The sequence below is a fragment of the Uliginosibacterium sp. TH139 genome (genome assembly GCF_002855595.1).
Taxonomy (GTDB): domain Bacteria; phylum Pseudomonadota; class Gammaproteobacteria; order Burkholderiales; family Rhodocyclaceae; genus Uliginosibacterium; species Uliginosibacterium aquaticum.
Window position 1 is genome coordinate 771,116 of record NZ_PKRR01000001.1, and the last position, 19,813, is coordinate 790,928.

General features: G+C 62.8%; 21 protein-coding genes. 8 read left to right on the forward strand and 13 right to left on the reverse strand.

Annotated elements, in window-relative coordinates; genetic code table 11:
- Positions 1–3: 3 nt before the first annotated feature.
- Positions 4–1,182, reverse strand: a complete 1,179-nt coding sequence (locus tag C0V76_RS03585) for an MFS transporter (protein ID WP_101940958.1) — start codon at positions 1,180–1,182, stop codon at positions 4–6.
- Positions 1,183–1,224: 42 nt separating this feature from the next.
- Positions 1,225–1,914 carry a Crp/Fnr family transcriptional regulator gene (locus tag C0V76_RS03590; protein ID WP_101940959.1) on the reverse strand — a complete coding sequence of 230 codons (690 nt, stop codon included), beginning with the start codon at positions 1,912–1,914 and terminating at the stop codon, positions 1,225–1,227.
- Positions 1,915–1,969: 55 nt separating this feature from the next.
- Here C0V76_RS03590 and earP point away from each other — a divergent pair, with 55 nt between their 5' ends.
- The gene (gene earP, locus C0V76_RS03595) at positions 1,970–3,151 is read left to right on the forward strand and encodes an elongation factor P maturation arginine rhamnosyltransferase EarP (protein ID WP_101940960.1); all 1,182 of its coding nucleotides are present in this window, start codon (positions 1,970–1,972) and stop codon (positions 3,149–3,151) included.
- A gap of 43 nt (positions 3,152–3,194) precedes the next feature.
- Positions 3,195–3,752 carry an elongation factor P gene (gene efp, locus C0V76_RS03600; protein WP_101940961.1) on the forward strand — a complete coding sequence of 186 codons (558 nt, stop codon included), beginning with the start codon at positions 3,195–3,197 and terminating at the stop codon, positions 3,750–3,752.
- 83 nt (positions 3,753–3,835) lie between these two features.
- Here the strand turns inward: efp and C0V76_RS03605 are convergent, their stop codons facing one another.
- Positions 3,836–4,267, reverse strand: coding sequence for a hypothetical protein (locus tag C0V76_RS03605; RefSeq protein WP_101940962.1), 432 nt, complete (start codon positions 4,265–4,267; stop codon positions 3,836–3,838).
- A 137-nt stretch (positions 4,268–4,404) separates the two neighbouring features.
- Here C0V76_RS03605 and C0V76_RS03610 point away from each other — a divergent pair, with 137 nt between their 5' ends.
- Both C0V76_RS03610 and C0V76_RS03615 read left to right on the forward strand, forming a co-directional pair.
- On the forward strand, positions 4,405–5,814 hold the full coding sequence (locus C0V76_RS03610) for a PLP-dependent aminotransferase family protein (protein ID WP_101940963.1): 1,410 nt from the start codon (positions 4,405–4,407) through the stop codon (positions 5,812–5,814).
- Positions 5,815–5,863: 49 nt separating this feature from the next.
- Positions 5,864–7,171, forward strand: a complete 1,308-nt coding sequence (locus C0V76_RS03615) for a chloride channel protein (RefSeq protein ID WP_101940964.1) — start codon at positions 5,864–5,866, stop codon at positions 7,169–7,171.
- On the opposite strand, the gene C0V76_RS20165 is transcribed toward C0V76_RS03615, so the two are convergent.
- Positions 7,155–8,594, reverse strand: a complete 1,440-nt coding sequence (locus C0V76_RS20165) for a carbonic anhydrase (RefSeq protein ID WP_101940965.1) — start codon at positions 8,592–8,594, stop codon at positions 7,155–7,157. The genes C0V76_RS03615 and C0V76_RS20165 overlap by 17 nt on opposite strands.
- A 118-nt stretch (positions 8,595–8,712) precedes the next feature.
- Here C0V76_RS20165 and mutY point away from each other — a divergent pair, with 118 nt between their 5' ends.
- The gene (mutY, locus tag C0V76_RS03625) at positions 8,713–9,741 is read left to right on the forward strand and encodes an A/G-specific adenine glycosylase (protein WP_101941046.1); all 1,029 of its coding nucleotides are present in this window, start codon (positions 8,713–8,715) and stop codon (positions 9,739–9,741) included.
- On the opposite strand, the gene C0V76_RS03630 is transcribed toward mutY, so the two are convergent.
- Together C0V76_RS03630 and C0V76_RS03635 are read right to left on the reverse strand one after the other, a co-directional pair.
- On the reverse strand, positions 9,738–9,950 hold the full coding sequence (locus C0V76_RS03630; protein WP_216821637.1) for a ClpX C4-type zinc finger protein: 213 nt from the start codon (positions 9,948–9,950) through the stop codon (positions 9,738–9,740). The two genes, mutY and C0V76_RS03630, sit on opposite strands and share 4 nt — an antisense overlap.
- 197 nt (positions 9,951–10,147) lie before the next feature.
- Positions 10,148–10,750: an LON peptidase substrate-binding domain-containing protein gene (locus C0V76_RS03635; protein ID WP_101940966.1), complete on the reverse strand. Its 603-nt coding sequence runs from the start codon at positions 10,748–10,750 to the stop codon at positions 10,148–10,150.
- 72 nt (positions 10,751–10,822) lie between these two features.
- Between C0V76_RS03635 and C0V76_RS03640 the strand changes: the two genes are divergently transcribed.
- Together C0V76_RS03640 and C0V76_RS03645 are read left to right on the forward strand one after the other, a co-directional pair.
- Positions 10,823–11,989 carry a class I SAM-dependent methyltransferase gene (locus C0V76_RS03640; RefSeq protein ID WP_101941048.1) on the forward strand — a complete coding sequence of 389 codons (1,167 nt, stop codon included), beginning with the start codon at positions 10,823–10,825 and terminating at the stop codon, positions 11,987–11,989.
- A gap of 117 nt (positions 11,990–12,106) precedes the next feature.
- On the forward strand, positions 12,107–12,937 hold the full coding sequence (locus C0V76_RS03645) for a type IV pili methyl-accepting chemotaxis transducer N-terminal domain-containing protein (protein ID WP_101940967.1): 831 nt from the start codon (positions 12,107–12,109) through the stop codon (positions 12,935–12,937).
- A gap of 52 nt (positions 12,938–12,989) precedes the next feature.
- Here the strand turns inward: C0V76_RS03645 and C0V76_RS03650 are convergent, their stop codons facing one another.
- The 7 genes from C0V76_RS03650 to C0V76_RS03680 all read right to left on the reverse strand — a co-directional run bounded on the left by C0V76_RS03650 (position 12,990) and on the right by C0V76_RS03680 (position 18,463).
- Positions 12,990–13,187: a hypothetical protein gene (locus tag C0V76_RS03650; RefSeq protein WP_101941049.1), complete on the reverse strand. Its 198-nt coding sequence runs from the start codon at positions 13,185–13,187 to the stop codon at positions 12,990–12,992.
- A 308-nt stretch (positions 13,188–13,495) separates the two neighbouring features.
- A complete protein-coding gene (locus C0V76_RS03655; RefSeq protein ID WP_101940968.1) occupies positions 13,496–14,476 on the reverse strand; it encodes an asparaginase in 981 nt (326 codons plus the stop codon).
- Between the two features lie 71 nt (positions 14,477–14,547).
- A complete protein-coding gene (locus C0V76_RS03660; protein ID WP_101940969.1) occupies positions 14,548–15,276 on the reverse strand; it encodes an amino acid ABC transporter ATP-binding protein in 729 nt (242 codons plus the stop codon).
- Positions 15,277–15,291: 15 nt separating this feature from the next.
- Positions 15,292–15,957 (reverse strand): amino acid ABC transporter permease, encoded by a 666-nt coding sequence (locus C0V76_RS03665; RefSeq protein ID WP_101940970.1) that lies wholly within the window; start codon positions 15,955–15,957, stop codon positions 15,292–15,294.
- Positions 15,958–15,968: 11 nt separating this feature from the next.
- Positions 15,969–16,706 (reverse strand): amino acid ABC transporter permease, encoded by a 738-nt coding sequence (locus C0V76_RS03670; protein ID WP_101940971.1) that lies wholly within the window; start codon positions 16,704–16,706, stop codon positions 15,969–15,971.
- Positions 16,707–16,766: 60 nt separating this feature from the next.
- Complete coding sequence (locus C0V76_RS03675) at positions 16,767–17,675, reverse strand: transporter substrate-binding domain-containing protein (RefSeq protein ID WP_101940972.1); 909 nt, start codon at positions 17,673–17,675, stop codon at positions 16,767–16,769.
- A 167-nt stretch (positions 17,676–17,842) separates the two neighbouring features.
- Positions 17,843–18,463 carry a TetR family transcriptional regulator gene (locus tag C0V76_RS03680; protein WP_101940973.1) on the reverse strand — a complete coding sequence of 207 codons (621 nt, stop codon included), beginning with the start codon at positions 18,461–18,463 and terminating at the stop codon, positions 17,843–17,845.
- Positions 18,464–18,627: 164 nt separating this feature from the next.
- Between C0V76_RS03680 and C0V76_RS03685 the strand changes: the two genes are divergently transcribed.
- Positions 18,628–19,803: an efflux RND transporter periplasmic adaptor subunit gene (locus tag C0V76_RS03685; protein ID WP_101940974.1), complete on the forward strand. Its 1,176-nt coding sequence runs from the start codon at positions 18,628–18,630 to the stop codon at positions 19,801–19,803.
- Positions 19,804–19,813: the final 10 nt, after the last annotated feature.

The window sequence follows — 19,813 nt, forward strand, 5'->3', positions numbered from 1 at the left end:
GCTTCAACTCCGGCGACTGAGGCGCCAGCCGCGGTCCGCTTGCCAGCTGGCAAAACCGGCGACCAGACCGACACCCAGAAAGACTGGCGTTGCACCGACCAGCCCGGAGACTGCGCCGTACAAGGAGGGTGCGGTCAGCCCCATGGTGTTCCCCATCATGGCGCGTAGGCCGGCACCTTCACCCGCTTTGTCAGCTGGCATCACCCGGTAGATCAGGCCAAGGATGGCGGGTTGACCAACGCCTGCGGACAGGCCGAAGCAGAAGCCGAGTGCGGCATGCAGCCAGACCTGATGCGCAAATGGCAGCAACACGAAGCTTGTCGCCGTGATGGCATAGGCTAGCGTCATCAGGCGCCATTCGACCATACGACGGGACAGCCAGGGCAGCAGCGCACGCGAGGAGAACGTGCCCACCGCAAAGCAGGACATGATCAGGCCGATGCTCGTGGCCGACAGGCCGCGCTCATGCCCCAGCACCGGCGTCATGAACGCGAAGCAGTCGTAGGCCATCGAAACCGCCATCGCCAGCAGGTAGATGCGTAGCAGGCGAGGATCCGAGAACACCATTTTTACCACGCTGCTGCCTTGCCCCTTGCCCTTGCGTGGCTGTGCTTCGCCGCCTGGTACTTTTACACAGAAGGACATGGCCAGGCTGGCCAGCACGATGGCAGCCATCGTGGCGTAGGCGGCCGCAAAGCCGCCGTGGTCGATCACGAAGCCGGCAATGGTCGGCCCGCCAACGGCGGCCACCGAATTTCCCATGCCCAGCCAGCCCAGCATGCCCACGCGCTCGCCTTCGTGCTGGAAAGGCATCAGGCTGACGGCAACGTTCGCGGCCAGCATGTAGCTGGCAAAACCGAAACCGCAAACCAGCGCGGCACCGAGGACGGTGAACATGGAAGGTTGTAAGGCTGGCAGGGCCAGGCCAGCGATCATGATCAGCTGGCTGGTGCGCATCACCTTGCGAGCGCCGACCCGGTCTATCCATTTACCCATCGCAAGCGAGAGCAGGGCCGGCAGCAGGCTGTAGCCGCTGTAGGCAATGCCTGCGAGGGCTTCCGAGCCGCCATGCTTGAGCATGTAGAGCGATGCAGCGATCCGCCCGCCCCCCATCGTGATGTGGGCCAGCATCGAGACGGCAATGAGGGAAAAGAGCTGGATCTGGTTGCGGGTCAGCTGCATTGCAGCATTCTAGCGCCTTTGTCTGACAAGTTTCGGAGGCCGTCAGGCCTCATGGTCGCGCAGGCGGGCAAGGTTTGCGACGCGGATGGTCTTGCCATCCACCTCCACCAGCCCGTCGGCCGACAGGTTGTGAAGAATGCGCGAGAAGGTCTCGGGGGTGACCGAGAGACGCGAAGCCAGTACCTGTTTGCTGGTTGGCAGGTCGATTTCGACCGGGCCGGCGGCATCGTCTCCCGCCTCGCGCAGCAGGTAGCCGATCAGGCGCTGGGTGGAGGAGCGCAGGGCATAGCCCTCCACATCCTTGACCAGCGAGTGCAGGCGCAGCGACAGGCCGGCCAGCATCTTGCGGGCAAACAGCTTGTCGCTGTCGATCAGGTCCTGCACCGGGTCGCGCGGCACGCCCAGTATCAGTGAGTCGGTCAGGGCTTCGGCCGTCACCGGGAACGGGCGGCCGAGGAACATCACAGCCTCGCCGAAGCTCATGTGGGCGGGGATGATTTCCAGCACTTTTTCGTTGCCGTTGGGCGCCGTCACCGCCAGCTTCATCTGACCATGTACCACCACATAGAAGCCGGTACAGGGCGAGTTCTGGCGGAACAGCACATCACCGCGCGCCAGGCGATGTTCAGTGACACTGGCGGCAATCCGGTCCAGCGCTTCGCCATCCACGGCGGCAAACATCGGCAGGCGGCCAAGCAGGCCGCGCACATCGGCTTTGAGCTGTTTTTCCATCTTGTTGTGACTTGCTGGGACAATGTGGGGACCCCGCATTCTGATCAATCCTGTCATGTCCGTCACGCGCTGCGACATCTTCTGCAAAGTCATCGATAACTATGGCGACATCGGTGTGTGCTGGCGCCTTGCCCGACAACTGGTGGCCGAGCATGGCCTGGCCGTGTGCTTGTGGGTCGATGATCTGGCAGTCTTTGCCCGGCTGGAAGGGGGCGTGGCGGTGGATGTCGCGGTGCAGGAGGTGGCTGGGGTGCGCATTTGCCGCTGGCGGGACGCAGTGCAGGCCGAAGCTGCTGATCTCGTGATCGAAGCTTTTGCTTGTGACCCACCCGAGGCTTACGTGCGGGCAATGGCGGCGCGCGCCCACCGGCCGGTGTGGATCAATCTCGAATACCTCACCGCGGAAGACTGGGCCGCCGGCAGCCATGCCTTGCCCTCGCCGCATCCACGCCTGCCCTTGGTCAAACACTTCTTCTTTCCGGGTTTTACGCCAGCAACTGGTGGTCTGATTCGCGAAAACCGGCTTGTCGACACGCTGCACATATTTCAATCGAGTGCCTCGGCTCAGAACGCATTCTGGCAGCGCATCAGCGGCGCTTGCGTGGCAGATGAGGTCTTGAAGATCTCGATGTTTGCCTATGAAAACGCTGCGCTGCCGGGCCTGCTTGATGCTTGGGCAAACGGCGAGCGTGAAATCTTCTGCGCTGTCACTGCCGGGCGGCATCTGCCGCAGATTGAGGCCTGGCTTGCCGCTAAGGGCGTGGCCAACGGCGGTGATATGCCGGCTCGCGCCCACCGGCCGCTTCCGCAGGTGGGGCGCCTGCGCCTGGCTTTCCTGCCTTTCCTCTCCCAGCAGGATTACGACCTGCTGCTGGCCGCCTGTGATCTGAACTTCGTGCGCGGCGAAGATTCCTTCGTGCGTGCCCAGTGGGCCGCGCGGCCTCTGGTGTGGCACATCTATCAGCAGGATGAGGGCGCACATCTTCCCAAGCTGGCGGCTTTTCTCGCGCTTTACTGCAAGACTCTGGGGGAAATGGAAAGTCGTGCGCTGTGCAAATTCTGGCAGGCCTGGGAAGACGAGGAGGGGGCTGACGCCTGTTGGCCCGCTCTGCTGGCCGAGCTGCCGGGCTTGCAGAAGCACGCACAGCGATGGACAAAAAATCTTGTTTCAGAGCCTGATCTGGCTTCCAAGCTGCTGATTTTCTGTAAAAACTTGCTAGAATGCCCGGCTTTGTAAACTTGTCAGGCGCACATCCGGGCGCCGCTTTAAGGTGTCCCCTATGAAAACCGCTCAAGAACTCCGCGTCGGCAACGTCGTGATGGTCGGCTCCGAGCCGCTGGTCGTGCAACGCGCTGAATACTCGAAGGGTGGCCGTAACGCCGCTCAAGTGAAGATGAAGTTCAAGAACCTGCTCACCGAAGCCGGCTCTGAATTCGTCTACAAGGCTGACGACAAGTTTGAAGTCGTTCAACTAGACCGCAAGGAAGTGACCTACTCCTACTTCGCCGAGCCGATGTACGTGTTCATGGACGATGAGTACAACCAGTACGACATCGAAGCCGACAACATGACCGACGCGCTGAAGTATCTGGAAGACGGTCTGAAGTGCGAAGTGGTGTTCTATAACGAGAAGGCCATCTCGGTTGAGCTGCCCACCTCCGTGGTCCGCGTGGTCGAGTACACCGAACCTGCTGTGAAGGGCGATACCTCCGGCAAGGTGATGAAGCCCGCTCGCCTGGCGACCGGTTTCGAATTGCCGGTACCGGCCTTCGTTGAAATCGGCGACAAGATCGAAATCGATACGCGTACCGATGAATACAAGAGCCGTGTGAAGTAAGTGCCGGGTGCTTCGCCAGAGATTCTGGCGAAATGAAAAAGGGACCTTCGTGGTCCCTTTTTGTTTTTCTGCGTTTCTTTTGTTCAGCGTTGCAACGGGCCGGCGGCTGGTGCACTCATGGCCAGGGTTTGCGCGACGGATGCTTCGCGAGCGATCAGACGCAGGCTGTGCGCGTCGTAGCGGTAATCGGCATCGTCGCCGCGCAGCCACAGTTCGTGACCGTTTGCCTGCAACTTCATGGCTCGCACCTCACGCCGTTCGGCGCTGCGCAAAGCACCGATTTCGCCGACGGTGTTGCGCAGGTTCAGCACCCGCACGCTGCCATCGGCCTGCGCTACATAGAGCATCTGGCGACTGGCGTCGAAGCTTTGCAGCGTCGGAGCCGGGCTCGTGATGGCGCGCATTTTCTCGCCGGCCAGGCCCAGCAGGAGTGGGATGGCGATGACGCCAGCGCACAGTGCGAGGGTTTGCAGGCGTGAAAAACTGGAGGTGGCTGAGGTAGTTTGCGGCAACATGATGGCTCCCGGTTTTGTTGTCGTGCAGCAAGACAATAGAGGACAATTCTGTTTTCCGACCGGTACAATAATTCTGGCAATGCAACGCACTGTACCGGTCCAATCACCGGCACGGACATGGCCGGAGGAGCCGACACATGCTGCAAATCAGCCTTTCCCCCGAGAGCGGCGTGCCGCTCGTAGATCAGATCGTGCACGCCATTCGTGGCCAGATCGAAGATCGCGTGTTGCGCCCGGGAGCACGCTTGGCGGCGATCCGCCAGTTCGCCGAAAACCATGAGGTGAGCCGCTTCACGGTGGTCGAGGCGTATGACCGGCTGGTGGCTCAGGGCTATGTCCAGTCGCGCCGTGGGTCCGGTTTTTACGTCGCTAATCGCAGCTTGCCAGCGAGTAATCCTCATCCCGCGCCGATTGCCAGTGCGGCTGTGGATGCAGCCTGGTTGATGCGTCAGGCACTGGATGCGGGGGCCGAGGGCTTGCGCGCGAGTGCCGGCTGGCTGCCGCGCAGCTGGCTGGATGAGGAGGGCTTGCGGCGCCAGTTACGTGCCATGCTGCGCGACGAGGGCAGCAATTTGGGCGACTACGGCTGCCCGCAGGGCTACCTGCCGCTGCGCCAGCATCTGCCCTTCAAGCTGGCCGAACTGGGTATCGCGGTGCAGCCGGCGCAGATCGTGCTGACGCATGGTGCCACGCAAGCGCTGGATATGGCGGTGCACCACTTCGTCCGGCGCGGTGACGCGGTGCTGGTGGATGATCCAGGCTATTTCTCGCTTTTCGGCCTGTTGCGCCTGCATGGTGCGCGCCTGATCGGAGTGCCGTGGACGCCCGAGGGACCGGATGCGGCCGAGCTTGAGCGCCTGGCCGCCGAACACAAACCGAAGGTGTATTTCACCCAGTCGGTGTTGCATAACCCGACCGGTGCCTGTCTCTCGCCAGCCAATGCCTATCGCATCCTGCAGTGCGCGGCGCGCCACGATTTCCATATTGTCGAAGACGATACTTACTGTGATCTGCATCCGGGCATTACGACGCGCCTGGCGGCACTCGATCACCTGGATCGGGTGGTCTACATCAGCAGCTTCTCCAAGACCCTGTCCGGCAATCTGCGGGTGGGGTTTGTGGCGGCCCGTCCGGACATCACCGAGGCCCTCACCAACATCAAGGTGCTGACCTCGCTGGCCACCCCCGAAGCGGCCGAGGATATGGTGTATCGGATGTTGACCGAGGGCCACTACCGAAAATATGTGGAGCGTTTGCGCAACCGTCTCGGTGAGGCCAGTGCGCGCACCCTGCGCCTGGCCGACAAGGTGGGGCTCACGCCCTTCATCGCGCCGCAAGGCGGGGTCTTCATCTGGACGAGGATTCCCGGCGTGGACGATGCCGTAGCGCTGGCCGCACGCGCTGCGCAGCAGGGCATCATTCTCGCGCCCGGTACCCTGTTCCGCCCGCAAGGCCAGGCATCTCCGTGGTTGCGCCTGAACGTGGCTTATGGCGGTGATGTGCGCCTGGAGCGTTTTCTGGGTGAGGCGCTGGATGCGCAAGGCTGAAGGCACGTCGCTTGCATGAGTTCGTTGCTGTTTAGACGAGGAGAGGCATGTGCGATTTGAAGCACTGATGGCGAAGTTGCCACGCAGTTGGCGGATTCCGCTGCGGGCCGGGCGCTGGCAGGGGCGGGGGCTGTTCGGTGCGCTGGCCCTGCTGGCTGCGTGCGGGGTGATCCTGCTGGCGGTGCTGGCGGATTGGGCGGCCTTGATGCACCTGCGGCTGATGGCGATGTCGCCCTGGCTGGCCCTGCTGTGGATGCCGGCCGGTTTTGCGTTGAGCAGCTGGCTGAGCCTGCGGATTTTTGCCGGTACGCAGGGGAGTGGGGTTCCACAGACGGTCGCCGCTGCCCTCGATCATGGAGTGCGCATGCCAGGCTTTCGTGCCGCACTCGGCAAACTCCTGCTGACGCCGTTGGCCATGTTGTGGGGTGCGGCTGCCGGGCGTGAAGGGCCGAGTATCTTTCTGGGGGCTGCGATCATGCAGGGGGGCGCGCGCTGGTCCTACCTGCGTCACGCTGCGAGCCCGCGCCAGTTGCTGGTGGCAGGTGGTGCGATCGGGGTCGCCGCGGCTTTCAACACGCCATTGGCGGGCATCATGTTTGCGATCGAGGAACTCAGCCGCAAGCGCAGCTTCAATGCCAATGCCACCACCCTGATGGCTGTCGTACTGGCAGGCCTGGCTTCAACTGCACTGCTTGGCAACTACCTGTATTTCGGCCGCAATGCGGCCACTCTGGCTGTGTTCAGCGAACTCGATGCGCTCTTGCTGTGCGGTGTATTGGGTGGGCTGGCTGGAGGCCTCTTTTCGCGTGCCGCGATCAACGTCGAACGCCTTCTGCCGGCGCGCCTGCGCAGCTTGCGGGTCGGGCGGCCGATGTACTTTGCCTCGGCCTGCGGGCTTTGCGCCGCTTTATTAGGATTGGCCAGTGGCGGGCTGACATGGGGAACCGGCTATGAGGAGGCGCGACAGGCCGTGACCAGCGCCGCTAGCATGCCCTTGTACTACAGTCCGCTGAAAATGCTGTCCCTGCTGATCACTTTCGCCTCTTCCATTCCGGCCGGCATTTTTGCGCCTTCGCTGGCCATCGGCGCCGGTTTATCCGGTTTCGTAGAGTTTCTCTGCCCCGGCAGCACGCTTGGGGCGCTGGCCTTGCTGTGCATGGCTGCCTATCTGGGAGGGCTGACTCAGGCCCCGATCACCTCCTTCGTGGTGGTGCTGGAGATGAGCAGCAATCAGCAATTGATGATCCCGCTGATTTTGGCCGCCACCCTTGGCCATGTCGCCGCACGGGCAAGTGGCGCCGAGCCGGTGTTCTACGGTCTGGCGCGGCGCCTTCCATTGCCTAGCGGCTCTCCTTGATTACGCGCCCCTTCTGGGCTTGGAGCGGGCGGGCGTTGTTGCTATAGAAGCGGCTGAAGATTTCGATCTGCTCGCGCGATAGGCTCATCGGTTGCTTGAGCACCAGCCACAGCACGCCTTCGGTGCACGGCGGGGTGGTGAGTGAGCCCATGTAGCTGTAGTAATCGAGCCTGGCGGGCAGCAGTTCGCTCATGCGGATGGAGGCTTTTGGCGTGTATTCCTCGTTCTTCTCCAGCGGCAGATTGTTCCACAGGGTCTGGATCAGAGGGTTGGCTGCGCCTTCCTCGATCAGTACCGCGACGACCGCCAGGCGCCCCTCCAGATCCTTATGCACCAGATGCGCCACCATCGCGAAGGAGCGTCCGCCGACGCGCTCTTCGGACGGCCGATGAAAGTGGAATTGCTGCAGCTCGTAGTTGCGCCCCATGACCGTGAGCATGGAGCCGGATCCGTAATTGACCTGGATCGTGTGGCCGTTATCGACGATGCGGAAATAGGAGGGCTTGTAGTCGAAGAGCAGCTCCTCCTGATCGACGCGGATGCCGTCGCGGATGTCGATCGGGGATTGCCGGTTGCCGCGGCTACATGTGCTGTTGGCCGGATTCAGCGAGGCCCAGAATTCAGGGCCGGTCTCGCCTTCGTAACTCCAGTGGGCGTGTGGGTTGTGAGCTACCGGAGCCGCCGCGACCTCATGGCTGGCCGGGGCTTTGGGGGCTTTCGGTGCGACCGGCCGGGGCATGTATTGCGGCGGTGCCGCGCGATACACCGGCGGAGTGGGAGCTTCCTGGCTGGCGGCTTTGGGTTCCGGGTTCAGCGGCGGCTTGGCGGAGATTTCTCCATGAGCGGCTGTGGAGCCCGGAGCGGCTGGCTTTGCGCTGGCGGCGGGGGATTCGTCCTTGACGAGCCGGAGCTCGGCCCGGCGAAAGGGACGCTCGCTGCCCTCCGTACTGCCGGCCGCGGCGGCACGCCGACCGGCCTCATCGGCGATTTCCTGCAGGCTGCGTTTGTTGGCCGGGCTGGTTTTCTTCGCTGTTTCAGCGGCAGGAGGCGGGCAGATTTCGTTCAGGAAGCGCTCATCGACGGTGCCCGGGCGAACGACGCTGGGGCTGCTGGCATCAACGTTTTCCTCGCGTAGTACGCGGTCATCTGCCGACAGATAGACGCGTTTGACGAGAGTGAAGCTGCGCGTGCGGCAGTCGTAACGGTTCAGTGCACGCAGGGTCTTGTAGCCGGCTTTGTCGGCCTGAGTCTCGGTGAGCACGATGCGCCCCCAAGCTACTCGTGAGCCACCGTCGGACTCCATTACGCTGCCTCGATCAATCTCGATGCTGCGCAGCTTGTCTTTGGCTACCACTAGCCAGTCGGCCGCCTGCAGTGGCAGGCAACATACGGCACAGAGCAGCCCAGCAGAAAATTTGCCCATGATCACACCCGGAATATGCGGAAACTTCCTTGCTTAGCGGCACAGCGGGGGGCTGTCTTGAGCGGAGTGCGATACTTCTGGGCCCGGACGGTCGTCAGCGATGCTAGGCTCCGGCCCCATGAGTGACTTTGCTACCCGCCTGATGGCCTGGCAGCGCCAACATGGCCGCCACGACCTGCCCTGGCAGAACACACGCGACCCCTACCGTGTCTGGCTGTCTGAAATCATGTTGCAGCAGACCCAGGTGGATACGGTGATCCCGTACTACCTGCGTTTTCTGGTGCGTTTTCCGGATGTTGCTGCGCTGGCGACAGCCCCGCTCGACGAGGTACTCGCGCTGTGGGCCGGGCTGGGCTACTACGCCCGGGCGCGCAACCTGCATCGGGCCGCACAGGCCGTGATGAGTGAGCATGGTGGGCGCTTCCCGGCCACCGCAGCGCTACTCACCAGCCTGCCTGGGATCGGCCGTTCGACTGCTGCGGCGATTGCCTCCTTCTGCTACGGCGAGCGGGTGGCGATTCTCGATGGCAATGTGAAGCGCGTGCTGTGCCGGCATTTCGGCATCAGTGGTTTCCCCGGCGAGCGGGCGGTGGAGCAGCAACTGTGGGCTTTGGCGGAATCCTTGCTGCCGGAGACCGGGCTCGAAATCTATCCGCAGGCCCAGATGGATCTGGGTGCAACGCTGTGCACGCGCAGCCGGCCGCGCTGTGAAGCTTGCCCTTTGAGTGAATCCTGTCATGCCCGTGCGCATGGCTTGACTGCCAGTCTGCCGGTGCCGCGGCCCAAGAAAGCGCAGCCTCAGCGCAGTGCCGAGCTGCTGTTGATCGAGGCTGAAGGCACTGTTTTGCTTGAGCAGCGGCCGCTGCAGGGGATCTGGGGAGGGCTCTTCAGCCTGCCCGAAATGATCGAGGGCGAAACACCGGCGCAGGCCGCGCTACGCTATCTAGGTCAGGCGCCTCAGAACTGGGAGGCTCTGCCGCCGGTGCAGCATGTGTTTACCCATTTCCGTCTGCAAATCCAGCCTTGGCGGACTTGCCTCGCTCGCGTGCCGCCTGGCGTGGCGCAGGCGGCCTTGCGCTGGGTGCCGCGTGAGGCGTTGGCGCAGTTGGGGCTCCCGGCACCGATCCGCAAGCTACTGGAGGCTTAGCTGCGGGTTGAGATCAGGCGCGCGGCACGCGTGACGCACAGGTCGCAGATATAGACCGAGTTGGGCCCCGGCACCAGCATGCCTACGGCAGACTGCGGCTTGCCGCAGAAGGAGCAGCAGACATCCTCGGGCTCGCGCTCGCGCAGCTGGTTGATGGCTTCGTTCAGTTCCAGCATGGTTTGGCTGAAATCCATCGTTGAATCGCTCATGGCATCTCTCCCGGAAAGATTCTCCGGTCCATTTTAGGGGCAGGTGAGTGCTGAGTGTCGATCGCTTCCCCTTCGGCGTACAAGGGAATCCGTCACGCTTTACGCCAGCGTCGGACGAGGGGCGGATATCCGCTATGAATGGTAGGCTGCAGCCGCCAAATGATTGATTCGTTGAAACAATCAATAGGCTGGCGGCATCAGCTGGCGCTCTTCAGCAGGCCTTGCTGAGTGAGGTAATCTGCAATGATGCGCAGGCGCAGCTGGGCATCATCGAGCTCCAGCAGGCGCTGGCGCGCCAGAGGCTGGATCGGCAGGATCTCGGCATAGCGATAGCCGACCCAGCTCGCGTCATCGAGTGCATAGGGGCGTGGAATGCGCGCTTCACCCGCGTCCTTCAATACCACGGCCAGCAGTGGTAGAAGATTCAGGAATTCCGCTGCAGGCGGTTCATTGTCGGGCTCGCCGAGCCATTCGATTTCGCCGGTCAGGAGGCCTTGGGAATCGACCTCCTGCTCGAGAATGCGAAAGCGCCGACCACCGCGTACGACCAGGCCCAGGATACCGGGCTGGCTCATGTCCCAGTCCACGATCTGGGCCTCGGTGCCGATGCGGTGCGGTAGGGCCGGTGCGCCCACCTCGCTGCCTTCTGCAATCAGGCAGATGCCGAAGGTGGCATTGGCCTGCATGCAGCGGCCAATCATGTCCAGATAACGGGCTTCGAAGACTCGCAGGTTCATCCGGCTGTGCGGGAAAAGCACGCTCTGGAGCGGGAAAAGCGGCAAGGACTGGCTGGCGGACATGGGCGGGCGCTTTGAACAGGTGCGTCATTGTAGTGGATGCCGGGCGAGCACCGCCGCCGCTACAATCCGGCTATGCACAATCAGCTTCCCGCTCCCGGCGCCGACGCGCTGGAACATTCCGCCCGCCTGTCTGCCCGGATCGCCACGGAGATCCGTGATGCCGGCGGCTGGCTCGGCTTTGCCCGCTTCATGGAGCTGGCCCTGTTTGCCCCTGGTCTCGGCTACTACAGCGGTGGCTCGCACAAATTTGGTCCGGACGGGGATTTCGTGACCGCACCGGAAATCTCGCCGCTTTTTGGCCGCGCACTGGCTGCGCAGGTGCTGCAGATCATGGAGGCTTCTGCTCCGGAGCTCATCGAGGTGGGCGCCGGTACCGGGGCGCTGGCCTGCGACCTTTTACTGGAGCTTGAAGCGCGTGGCTGCCTGCCCGCGCAGTACGGCATCCTTGAACTCTCGGGCGAGCTGCGCGTGCGTCAGGCGGAAGCTATTCAGGCCCGGGTGCCGCATCTGGCTGGGCGGGTGGTGTGGCTGGATGCACTGCCCGAAAATTTCAGTGGCTGCGTGCTGGCCAACGAAGTGCTCGACGTGATGCCGGTGCAATTGGTGGTGTGGCGCGACGGCGCCATTTTCGAGCGCGGTGTGGTGCTCGATGCGGCGGGTGAATTTGCCTGGCAGGATCGCCCGGCTGCGGGTCGTCTGCTGGCAGCCGCCGAGGCCTTGCCCGTCGACATGCCGGAGGAGGGGGAATACCTCAGCGAGATTTGTCTTGCCGCCCAGGCCTGGGTGGCTGAGTGGGCTTCGTGCATCGAACGTGGGGCACTGCTGCTGATCGACTATGGCTATCCGCAGGCTGAGTACTACCTGCCCAGCCGCTCTAGCGGCAGCCTGCAGTGCTACTACCGCCACCGCGCCCACCCCGAAGTGCTGCTGTGGCCCGGCCTTAATGACATCACAAGCTTCGTTGATTTTACGGCCATCGCGACCGCAGCCCATGAAGCGGGCTTCAGCGTGGCCGGCTACACCAGCCAGGCCAGCTTCCTGCAGAACTGTGGTGTGCTTGAGTTGCTGGGCAGCGTTGGTCCCAGTGATTCGCCGGCCTATCTGCGCGCTGCGCGCGCGGCCCTGCGTCTGGTGGCGCCGCATGAAATGGGCGAGCTGTTCAAGGTGCTGTTGCTGACGCGTGGCCTCGACGAAGCCTGGCTCGGCGTTCTGCGCGGGGATCGTACCCACGCCCTGTAGTTCTCGCGATGGCGTTGCTGGGCCGGGCTTCAAGTCCAGCACCGACCGAGGGTGTCATCTGGCTTTAATGCAGCCAACGCAGAATTCACATTTGCTTACTACTTTGGTAATAAATAAATGTGCATTAATTCACGCTGGTGGGCGCGCTGCCTGATCCTGTGCTTTCCTTTCGCCTGCTCGGCCGTGGCAGCGCCGTCCTCGCCGGCCGTGATGACGCCGATGGAAGCGGCCGGCAAGCTGCGTAGCCTGGCTCAGCGTCAGGCCAAGCTTTACCTGCAGGCCCGTGTGGGCGTGGAGCAGGGACCCGCGCAGCAGCGTCTGGCCGAGAGCATTGCCGAGTTCGAGCGTTGCCTGCCGATCGTGCAGGCTGCGGCCCAAAGCGGTTCGGCGGCGCGCTCGGCACGGCGTATCGGGAGTGAATGGGAGAGTTTCCGCAAAGCTCTGGAGGCTCCACTCAATGGCCCGGCCGCGAGCAGCCTGTCGGCTGAAGCCGAGCAGATCTCGATTGCGGCGCAGAGCCTGGCCGTGCAGTTCGATCTGGCGCAGGAGTCGCCACTCTATCGCCTGGTTGACCTGGCCTCGCGCAGCGACATGCTGGCGCAGCGCTTGGCGCGTATCTATATGCAGATGCGGGCGGGAATGGGTGGCAAGGCTGCGGAGGTGGATCTGGAGCAGACCCGCAAGGAATTCAAGGCTGCCTTCGGCGAGCTGGCGGCTGCAGCCGAAAACACCCCGACGATTCGCGCCAATCTGGAGGTTGCGCGGCAGCAGTGGATGTTCTTCGAGTTGGCCGTGAATGATCGCGAGAAGAGTTTCGAGTTCGCACGTCGCGATGTGGCCACGACCAGCGAGCGCATCAGCCAGATCATGAATGAATCGGCACTGGCCTATATGCGGCTGGTACGTGATGCTGCGCCGGCGGTGGCCAGCAACGCCGGCCGGCGTTGAGCTGCAGATCGCCCGTGGCGACCTGCTCGAGCCGTCAAGCCGGAGGCTGGGCTTATTCTTGGGCGCGGTACAGGCGCGCCATGAAGGTCTCCGGATCCTTTACGCTGCTGCTGCGGGCATGGCGGCTGCGCGTGTTGCCGGGCGGCAAGCCCAGGGCGGCTAGCATGGCTTGGGGCAGCCAGTTGGCATTGAGCACTTCGTCACTGTAGGTTTCGATTGCTGCCGGGGCGGGGCGGGTCATCGTGTTCATGCTGGTTACCATCTGCGTGGTCGATTTGAGCAGAGTGCGGCGCAGGCCTCACCCCGATTCCCGCAATCAGCCCGGCTGCCGTGGGCGCTTGCGTGGATAAATACGCTAACGTCGGAGCAGCGCTGAACTTGAGGTGGATGGCAGCCCTTTCTTGCAAAACTGTGTGACCGCCGATTCACCCGCAGGATGAATCGATTCAACTCCTCGCCGAAGGGGCTGGCAACATGACCAGAGGGCTGCTCCAAGGGGTGTCAGGCGCTTTTACACAGGGGTTTCCCCCTTGCTAACGGGGCTGGGCGAGGCCGGTCTCAGGCGTGGTAGCGCGCAAATAGTCCGGAGAGCGGCTGCGGATCAGGGTGTGCCTGCCCGGCCAGTGCCAGGATGAGGAGCACGCGCGCCTGCTGTGGGCTCAGCGGGCCGGCGGCGAGCCAGCCGTTAGCGGTATCGTCTTCGTTGCAATTTGGCCACACACCACCCGCGCTGATGCGCGTGGCGCGCACCACCTGCAGGCTGCTCGCCCGGGCTTGTGCCAGCGCCGGGCGCCAGGATTGTGGGATGGAGCCGTGACCGCTCAGGGCGAGCACCAGCCCACGTGCGCCAGCGGCGACACAGGCTGCGATCAGATCTGGTGTGGCGCCGGCATGGGCATACAGGATGTCTACGCGCGGCAATTCGCCCGGTTGGACTTGCAGTGGCGCGGAGCGTGGCGGCTGGCCGGGGGGCAGCTGCACGATTTCACCTATGACCTGGCCGAGGGGCGCCGCGCCGGCCTGTGGCTGCAGCGCTTCGACAGCATGGGTGCTGGTCTTGCGCAACTGTTGTGCCGCGATGATCAGGCCGTTGGCCACCACTAGCACACCGCGCTCCCGTGCCGCCGGATGCAGGGCCACACAGGCGGCTTGCAAGAGATTCAGCGGACCATCGGAGGACAGGCTGGTGGCCGGGCGCATGGCAGCGGTGAGCACCACCGGCTTGCCGGCAGGCAGCAACAGGTCCAGCGCAAAGGCACTTTCCTCCAGCGTGTCCGTGCCGTGGGTGATGACGATGCCGTCGATGGCCGGGTCGTCCAGCATGGCCTGCACACGGTCCGCGAGGAGCAGCCAGTGAGCCGGTTCCATATCGCGGCTGTCCAGTGCAAAGGGCTGCTCCACATGCCAGTCCGCCAGCTGGCGCAACTCCGCGACCGCGCCGAGCAGCACATCAGCGCCGAGCACGCCGGCGGTGTAGTTCTCCTGCGAGCCGCTGCCGGCGATGGTTCCGCCGGTGGCAATCAAGGCTAGACGTGGCATGGCGTGAGGGCTGAGGGCTGAGGGCCGCGAGATGCTGCTCGGCACTCAGTCCTCATGGCTCCGTCTGGTTCTCAGTGGTTGAGGATCTTGGACAGGAACTGTTGGGCACGGTCCGAACGCGGCTGGCCGAAGAACTCGTCCTTGCTGGCATCCTCAACGATCTTGCCCTGGTCCATGAACACCACGCGGTGTGCCACCTTGCGGGCAAAGCCCATTTCGTGGGTGACGACCATCATGGTCATGCCTTCGTGCGCGAGGTCCACCATCACGTCGAGCACTTCGCTGATCATTTCGGGGTCCAGCGCCGAGGTGGGTTCGTCGAAGAGCATGCAGATCGGGTCCATCGACAGCGCACGGGCAATCGCCACGCGTTGCTGCTGGCCGCCGGAGAGCTCGCCCGGGAACTTGTTGGCGTGGGATTTGATGCCGACGCGATCGAGCAGCTTCATGCCGCGTTCATTGGCTTCGTCCTGGCTGCGACCGAGCACCTTGACCTGGCCGATGGCGAGGTTCTGGATGATGCTCATGTGCGGAAACAGTTCGAAGTGCTGGAACACCATGCCGACGTGCGAGCGCAGCTTGGGCAGGTTGGTGGCGGGGGCGTTCACCTGGATGCCGTCGACGATGATCTTGCCCTGCTGCACCGGCTCGAGGCCGTTGACGCACTTGATCAGGGTCGACTTGCCGGAGCCGGAGGGGCCGCAGACGACCACCACTTCGCCCTTGGCGATGCTGGTGGTGCAATCGGTGAGCACCTGGAACTGGCCATACCACTTGGAAACGTTCTGGATCTGGATCATGGTGAGGAGACCTGGCTAGCGAATGATGGCGATGCGCTTGTTCATGTATTTGACGAGCATGGACAACGCGAAACAGATGGCGAAATAGATCAGCGACACGAAGAGGTACATCTCCACCGTGCGGCCGTAAAGCATGCCGGCGTTTTCAGCGGCCTTGAGCAGATCGGTAGCGCCGATAGCGTAGACCAGCGAGGTGTCCTGAAACAGCACGAAGGTCTGGGTCAGCAACACCGGAACCATGTTGCGGAAGGCCTGCGGCAGGATTACGTGCCCCATGCTTTGCCAGTAGGTCATGCCGATGGCCAGTGCCGCATTGACCTGACCGCGCGGGATGCTCTGGATGCCGGCGCGCATGATCTCGCTGTAGAAGGCCGCCTGGAACAGCGTGAAGGTGATGATGGCGGACTTTTCCTGGCCGATCGGCTGCCCGGTAAGCAGCGGGATCAGGAAGAAGAACCACAGGATCATCATCAGCAGTGGAATCGAACGCATGATGTCGACATAGAACTTGGCGGCGCGGCCGAGCCACTTGCCGCCGGAGAGGCGGGCGAGGGCGAGCAGGGTGCCGAGAATTACGCCGCCAATCATGGCGATCAAGGTGAGTTCAAGACTGAAAGCCAGGCCCTTGAAGATGGCGGGCAAGGCCAGCGGGATGACGGAAAAATCGAGCGTACTGAACATGGCCGTCTTCCTTATTTCGCCACGATGAAGCCGGGCACATGGGCGCGCCGGTCTATCACGGCCATCAGCTGGTTGGCGGCATAGGCGCAGAGAATGTAGAGCACAGTCGGCACGATCAGTGATTCGATGACCTGACCGCCGGTTTCTTCTACCATCTGGCGCGAAACGAAAATCAGCTCCCACACGCCCACGGTATAGGCCACGCCGGAGTTCTTGAAAGCGTTCATGAATTCCGAGGTCAGCGGCGGGATGATGATGCGGAAGGCCATCGGCAGGATCACATAGCGATAGGTCTGGGCCTGGGTGAAACCGATGGCCAGACCAGCGTTGCGCTGGCCGCGCGGCAGAGCCTGGATGCCGGCGCGCACCTGTTCGGCAACCCGTGCCGAGGTGAACAGGCCCAGTGCCACGAAGGCGGTGATGAATTCCTTGGCAGGCATGTCCTGCTTGACCCACATGCCCCAGTCGCGCGGCAGCATCTCGGGCACTACGAAGAACCAGATGAAGAGCTGCATCAGCAGCGGCACATTACGGAAAAATTCGACCCAGGTGTGGCCGATCAGGCGCAGGCCGGTGTTGGGGACAGTACGCAGGGTGCCCATCACGCTGCCCAGCACAAGGGCGATTACCCAAGCTGCCAGCGATATGGAAACGGTCCAGCCGAGCCCGTGGATGATCCAGGCAAGGTAGGTCTCGTCACCAGAGGGGATGGTCTGGAAGAAGACGTTCCAGTTCCAGTGGTAGTTCACATGTTTCTCCCGGAGGCATGAAGAGGAAGCGGCCTGTCGGCCGCTTCCTTGCTGAGTGTATTACTTCTTGGTGTTGTACATCTCGGCAGGATTGTCGTTGGGCTTGGCCATCAGCGCCTTGAGTGCATCACTCATGGCGAAGTTCAGGTTGATGCCCTTGGGAGGAATCGGCGCGAGGAACCACTTGTTGTAGAGCTTGGTGAGGGCGCCGGTCTTGGCCATGTCGGAAATGGTGGCGTGTACCAGCCCCTTGAATTGCGGATCATCCTTGCGCAGCATGATGGCGATCGGCTCGATCGACAGCGGGGCACCCACCAGCGCGTAGTCAGACGGGCTCTTCGAGTTGGCGATCAGGCCGGCGAGCAGGTTGTCGTCCATCACGAAGGCCACGGCACGATCGGTTTCGAGCATCAGGAAGGAGTCGGCGTGATCCTTGCCATACACCTCCTTGAAGTCGATGCTCTTGCCCTTTTCGTTGGCCCGCATCAGCGCCACACTGGTGGTGCCGGTGGTGGTGGCGACCGGCTTGCCGCCAAGGTGATCCAGATCGGTGATGCCTGAGGCCTTCTTCACCGCCATGCGCACATTGGTGACGAAGGTGGTGGGGGCAAAGGCAACCTGCTTCTGGCGATCCAGGTTGTTGGTGGTGGAGCCGCACTCCAGATCAATGGTGCCATTGACCATCAGCGGGATACGATTCTGCGAGGTGACGGCCTGCATCTTCACTTCGAGCTTGGGGTTCTGCAGGCGGGCCTTTACGGCATCCACGATCGCCATGCACACGTCGATGTGATAGCCGATCGGCTTCTGGTTCGCGTCCAGATAAGAGAGCGGGAAGGAGGATTCGCGGATGCCCAGGGTGATGCTCTTGGTGTCGCTGATCTTCTTCAGGGTGCCGTCTACCTGGGCCTGGGCGGTGCCAAGACTACAGAGAAGGGCGCTGGCGAGAAGCAGGTGGAACTTGGTCATAAAGGGTCTCCTGTCTGAAATCAGACGCCCGGCGAGCGCAGGGCGATAGAAGTAGCTTAATGCGAAAACTGTACCAATCGGCACGTTTGGGCATGTCACTCACTTCTTTGCTCAGTGTATGCACCAATCTGGTGTGGCGATACCGAGGAAACACTAATTTTACGGCTTTATCTGGTGCATTCAAGGCCGCTCAAGTAGGCCTCGACGGCTGCACGGGTGCATGCCTGGATACAGAAGCGCTCGCGATCGATCAGCCAGTGAAAGCACAGGCCGTCGACCAGGCCGAATAGACCCAATGCGCTGCGCTCGGCATCCAGGGTCGGCGGGAGCTGCTGCTGGGCGATGGCCGTGCGGAATTCGTCGGTCATGCCGGCCAGGCATTCTTCGCGCACTTCGCGAAAGTGCGCACGGGCGCCCTCGGTTTCTGCGGTGAACTCGCAGCGCAGCATGAGGATGTTCATGATCGCCAGCATGTGGGCGTCAGCACCAATATGGTCGGCCATCCAGCAAGCTTTTTGCACGATGCGGGCGCGAGGATTGCTTGCCTGTTCCCGGTCCACCGCTTCGAGGCCTTGCTGAAGCGGCAGGGCGACGCGTTCCCAGAGACCCTTCAGAAGATCGGCTTTGTTGTCGAAATGCCAGTACACAGCCCCGCGGGTGAGGCTGGCAGCTCGGGCGATATCGTTCAGCGAGGTGTGGCTGACGCCGTGCGTACTGAACAGCTGCTCGGCCGTATCGAGCAGCAACTCGCGTGTGGCCTGGGCTTCTTCCTTGGTTTTTCGGGCCATACTGATTTGGTCGTGGGTGAATTCGTGTAAATCATCTTAGCTGATGACTTACATACATGCACGGATGTATGTATATTTCTACCCAAGGAAATGGTTGGGCTTAACAACCATTTCATATCTGACTTCCAGCCGCCCAGACGGCATCCCCCGTAACGGAGAATCGCATGAAGCTTTCCTCGCACAAGAACAGCCTGCTGCCGGCTGCCCTGCTCGCCGTTCTGGCACTGAGCGCCTGCAACAAGGGCCAGCCCGGCGCTCAGGGGGCCGGTGGCCAGATGCCGCCCGCCGAAGTCGGTGTGGTGACCCTGGCCCCGGCCAGTGTGGCACTGACCACCAGCCTGGCCGGACGTACCGCGCCCTATGCGATTGCCGAGATTCGTCCGCAAGTGGGAGGCATCATCCAGCAGCGCATGTTTGCCGAAGGCGGTGATGTGAAGGCTGGCCAGACGCTGTATCAGATTGAGCCGGCCAGCTTCCAGAATGCCTTCGAGAGCGCCAAGGCCGCGCTGGCCCGCTCTGAAGCCACGCTGACCAGCAGCCGCCTGAAGGCTGAGCGCTACAAGGACCTGGTCGGCATCAAGGCCGTCAGCCAGCAGGATTACGATGACGCTGACGCAGCCCTGAAGCAGGCTGAAGCCAGTGTGGCATCCGACAAGGCCGCACTCGACACGGCCCGCATCAACCTCGCCTACACCCGTGTGTCTTCCCCGATTCCGGGCCGTATCGGCAAGTCTGCTGTGACCCAGGGCGCCCTGGTGACCGCCAACCAGGCCACGGCGCTGACGACCGTGCAGCAACTCGATCCGATGTATGTGGATGTGAGCCAGTCGGTGGCCGAGTTGGCCAAGCTGCGCCGCGAACTGGCCAGTGGTGCCCTCAAGAGCGGCGCCAAGCAGGCAGTGGTGAGTCTTGAGCTGGAAGACGGCAGCATCTACCCGCTCGAAGGCAAGCTGGCCTTCACCGATGTGACGGTGGACGCCGGCACCGGTTCAGTGAATCTGCGTGCGGTGTTCCCGAACCCGAAACTGGAACTGCTGCCGGGCATGTTTGTGCGTGCGCGCCTGCAGACTGGCGTGCGTGAAGGCAGCTTCCTCGTGCCGCAACAGGCTGTGACCCGCAACACCAAGGGCGAAGCGGTAGTCATGGTGGCGCTCGAGGAAGGCAAGTTCGCGCCGCGCGTGGTGAAGACGACCCAGGCCATCGGCGACAAGTGGCTGGTGACTGAAGGCGTGAAGGCCGGTGATCAGGTCATCGTGGAAGGTCTCCAGCGCCTGCGCCCCGGTACCGTGATCAAGGCTGTGCCGGCAGGCGCCGCTTCCGCGCCGGCCGCTGGCCGCTGAGAAGGAGAAG

What these genes read in the sequence shown, in the direction of transcription:
- C0V76_RS03585 (WP_101940958.1), bottom strand. Translation starts at nt 1,182, where the DNA reads ATGCAGCTGACCCGCAACCAGATCCAGCTCTTTTCCCTCATTGCCGTC.
- C0V76_RS03590 (WP_101940959.1), bottom strand. Translation starts at nt 1,914, where the DNA reads ATGGAAAAACAGCTCAAAGCCGATGTGCGCGGCCTGCTTGGCCGCCTG.
- earP (WP_101940960.1), top strand. Translation starts at nt 1,970, where the DNA reads ATGTCCGTCACGCGCTGCGACATCTTCTGCAAAGTCATCGATAACTAT.
- efp (WP_101940961.1), top strand. Translation starts at nt 3,195, where the DNA reads ATGAAAACCGCTCAAGAACTCCGCGTCGGCAACGTCGTGATGGTCGGC.
- C0V76_RS03605 (WP_101940962.1), bottom strand. Translation starts at nt 4,267, where the DNA reads ATGTTGCCGCAAACTACCTCAGCCACCTCCAGTTTTTCACGCCTGCAA.
- C0V76_RS03610 (WP_101940963.1), top strand. Translation starts at nt 4,405, where the DNA reads ATGCTGCAAATCAGCCTTTCCCCCGAGAGCGGCGTGCCGCTCGTAGAT.
- C0V76_RS20165 (WP_101940965.1), bottom strand. Translation starts at nt 8,594, where the DNA reads ATGGGCAAATTTTCTGCTGGGCTGCTCTGTGCCGTATGTTGCCTGCCA.
- mutY (WP_101941046.1), top strand. Translation starts at nt 8,713, where the DNA reads ATGAGTGACTTTGCTACCCGCCTGATGGCCTGGCAGCGCCAACATGGC.
- C0V76_RS03630 (WP_216821637.1), bottom strand. Translation starts at nt 9,950, where the DNA reads ATGAGCGATTCAACGATGGATTTCAGCCAAACCATGCTGGAACTGAAC.
- C0V76_RS03635 (WP_101940966.1), bottom strand. Translation starts at nt 10,750, where the DNA reads ATGTCCGCCAGCCAGTCCTTGCCGCTTTTCCCGCTCCAGAGCGTGCTT.
- C0V76_RS03640 (WP_101941048.1), top strand. Translation starts at nt 10,823, where the DNA reads ATGCACAATCAGCTTCCCGCTCCCGGCGCCGACGCGCTGGAACATTCC.
- C0V76_RS03645 (WP_101940967.1), top strand. Translation starts at nt 12,107, where the DNA reads ATGTGCATTAATTCACGCTGGTGGGCGCGCTGCCTGATCCTGTGCTTT.
- C0V76_RS03650 (WP_101941049.1), bottom strand. Translation starts at nt 13,187, where the DNA reads ATGAACACGATGACCCGCCCCGCCCCGGCAGCAATCGAAACCTACAGT.
- C0V76_RS03655 (WP_101940968.1), bottom strand. Translation starts at nt 14,476, where the DNA reads ATGCCACGTCTAGCCTTGATTGCCACCGGCGGAACCATCGCCGGCAGC.
- C0V76_RS03660 (WP_101940969.1), bottom strand. Translation starts at nt 15,276, where the DNA reads ATGATCCAGATCCAGAACGTTTCCAAGTGGTATGGCCAGTTCCAGGTG.
- C0V76_RS03665 (WP_101940970.1), bottom strand. Translation starts at nt 15,957, where the DNA reads ATGTTCAGTACGCTCGATTTTTCCGTCATCCCGCTGGCCTTGCCCGCC.
- C0V76_RS03675 (WP_101940972.1), bottom strand. Translation starts at nt 17,675, where the DNA reads ATGACCAAGTTCCACCTGCTTCTCGCCAGCGCCCTTCTCTGTAGTCTT.
- C0V76_RS03680 (WP_101940973.1), bottom strand. Translation starts at nt 18,463, where the DNA reads ATGGCCCGAAAAACCAAGGAAGAAGCCCAGGCCACACGCGAGTTGCTG.
- C0V76_RS03685 (WP_101940974.1), top strand. Translation starts at nt 18,628, where the DNA reads ATGAAGCTTTCCTCGCACAAGAACAGCCTGCTGCCGGCTGCCCTGCTC.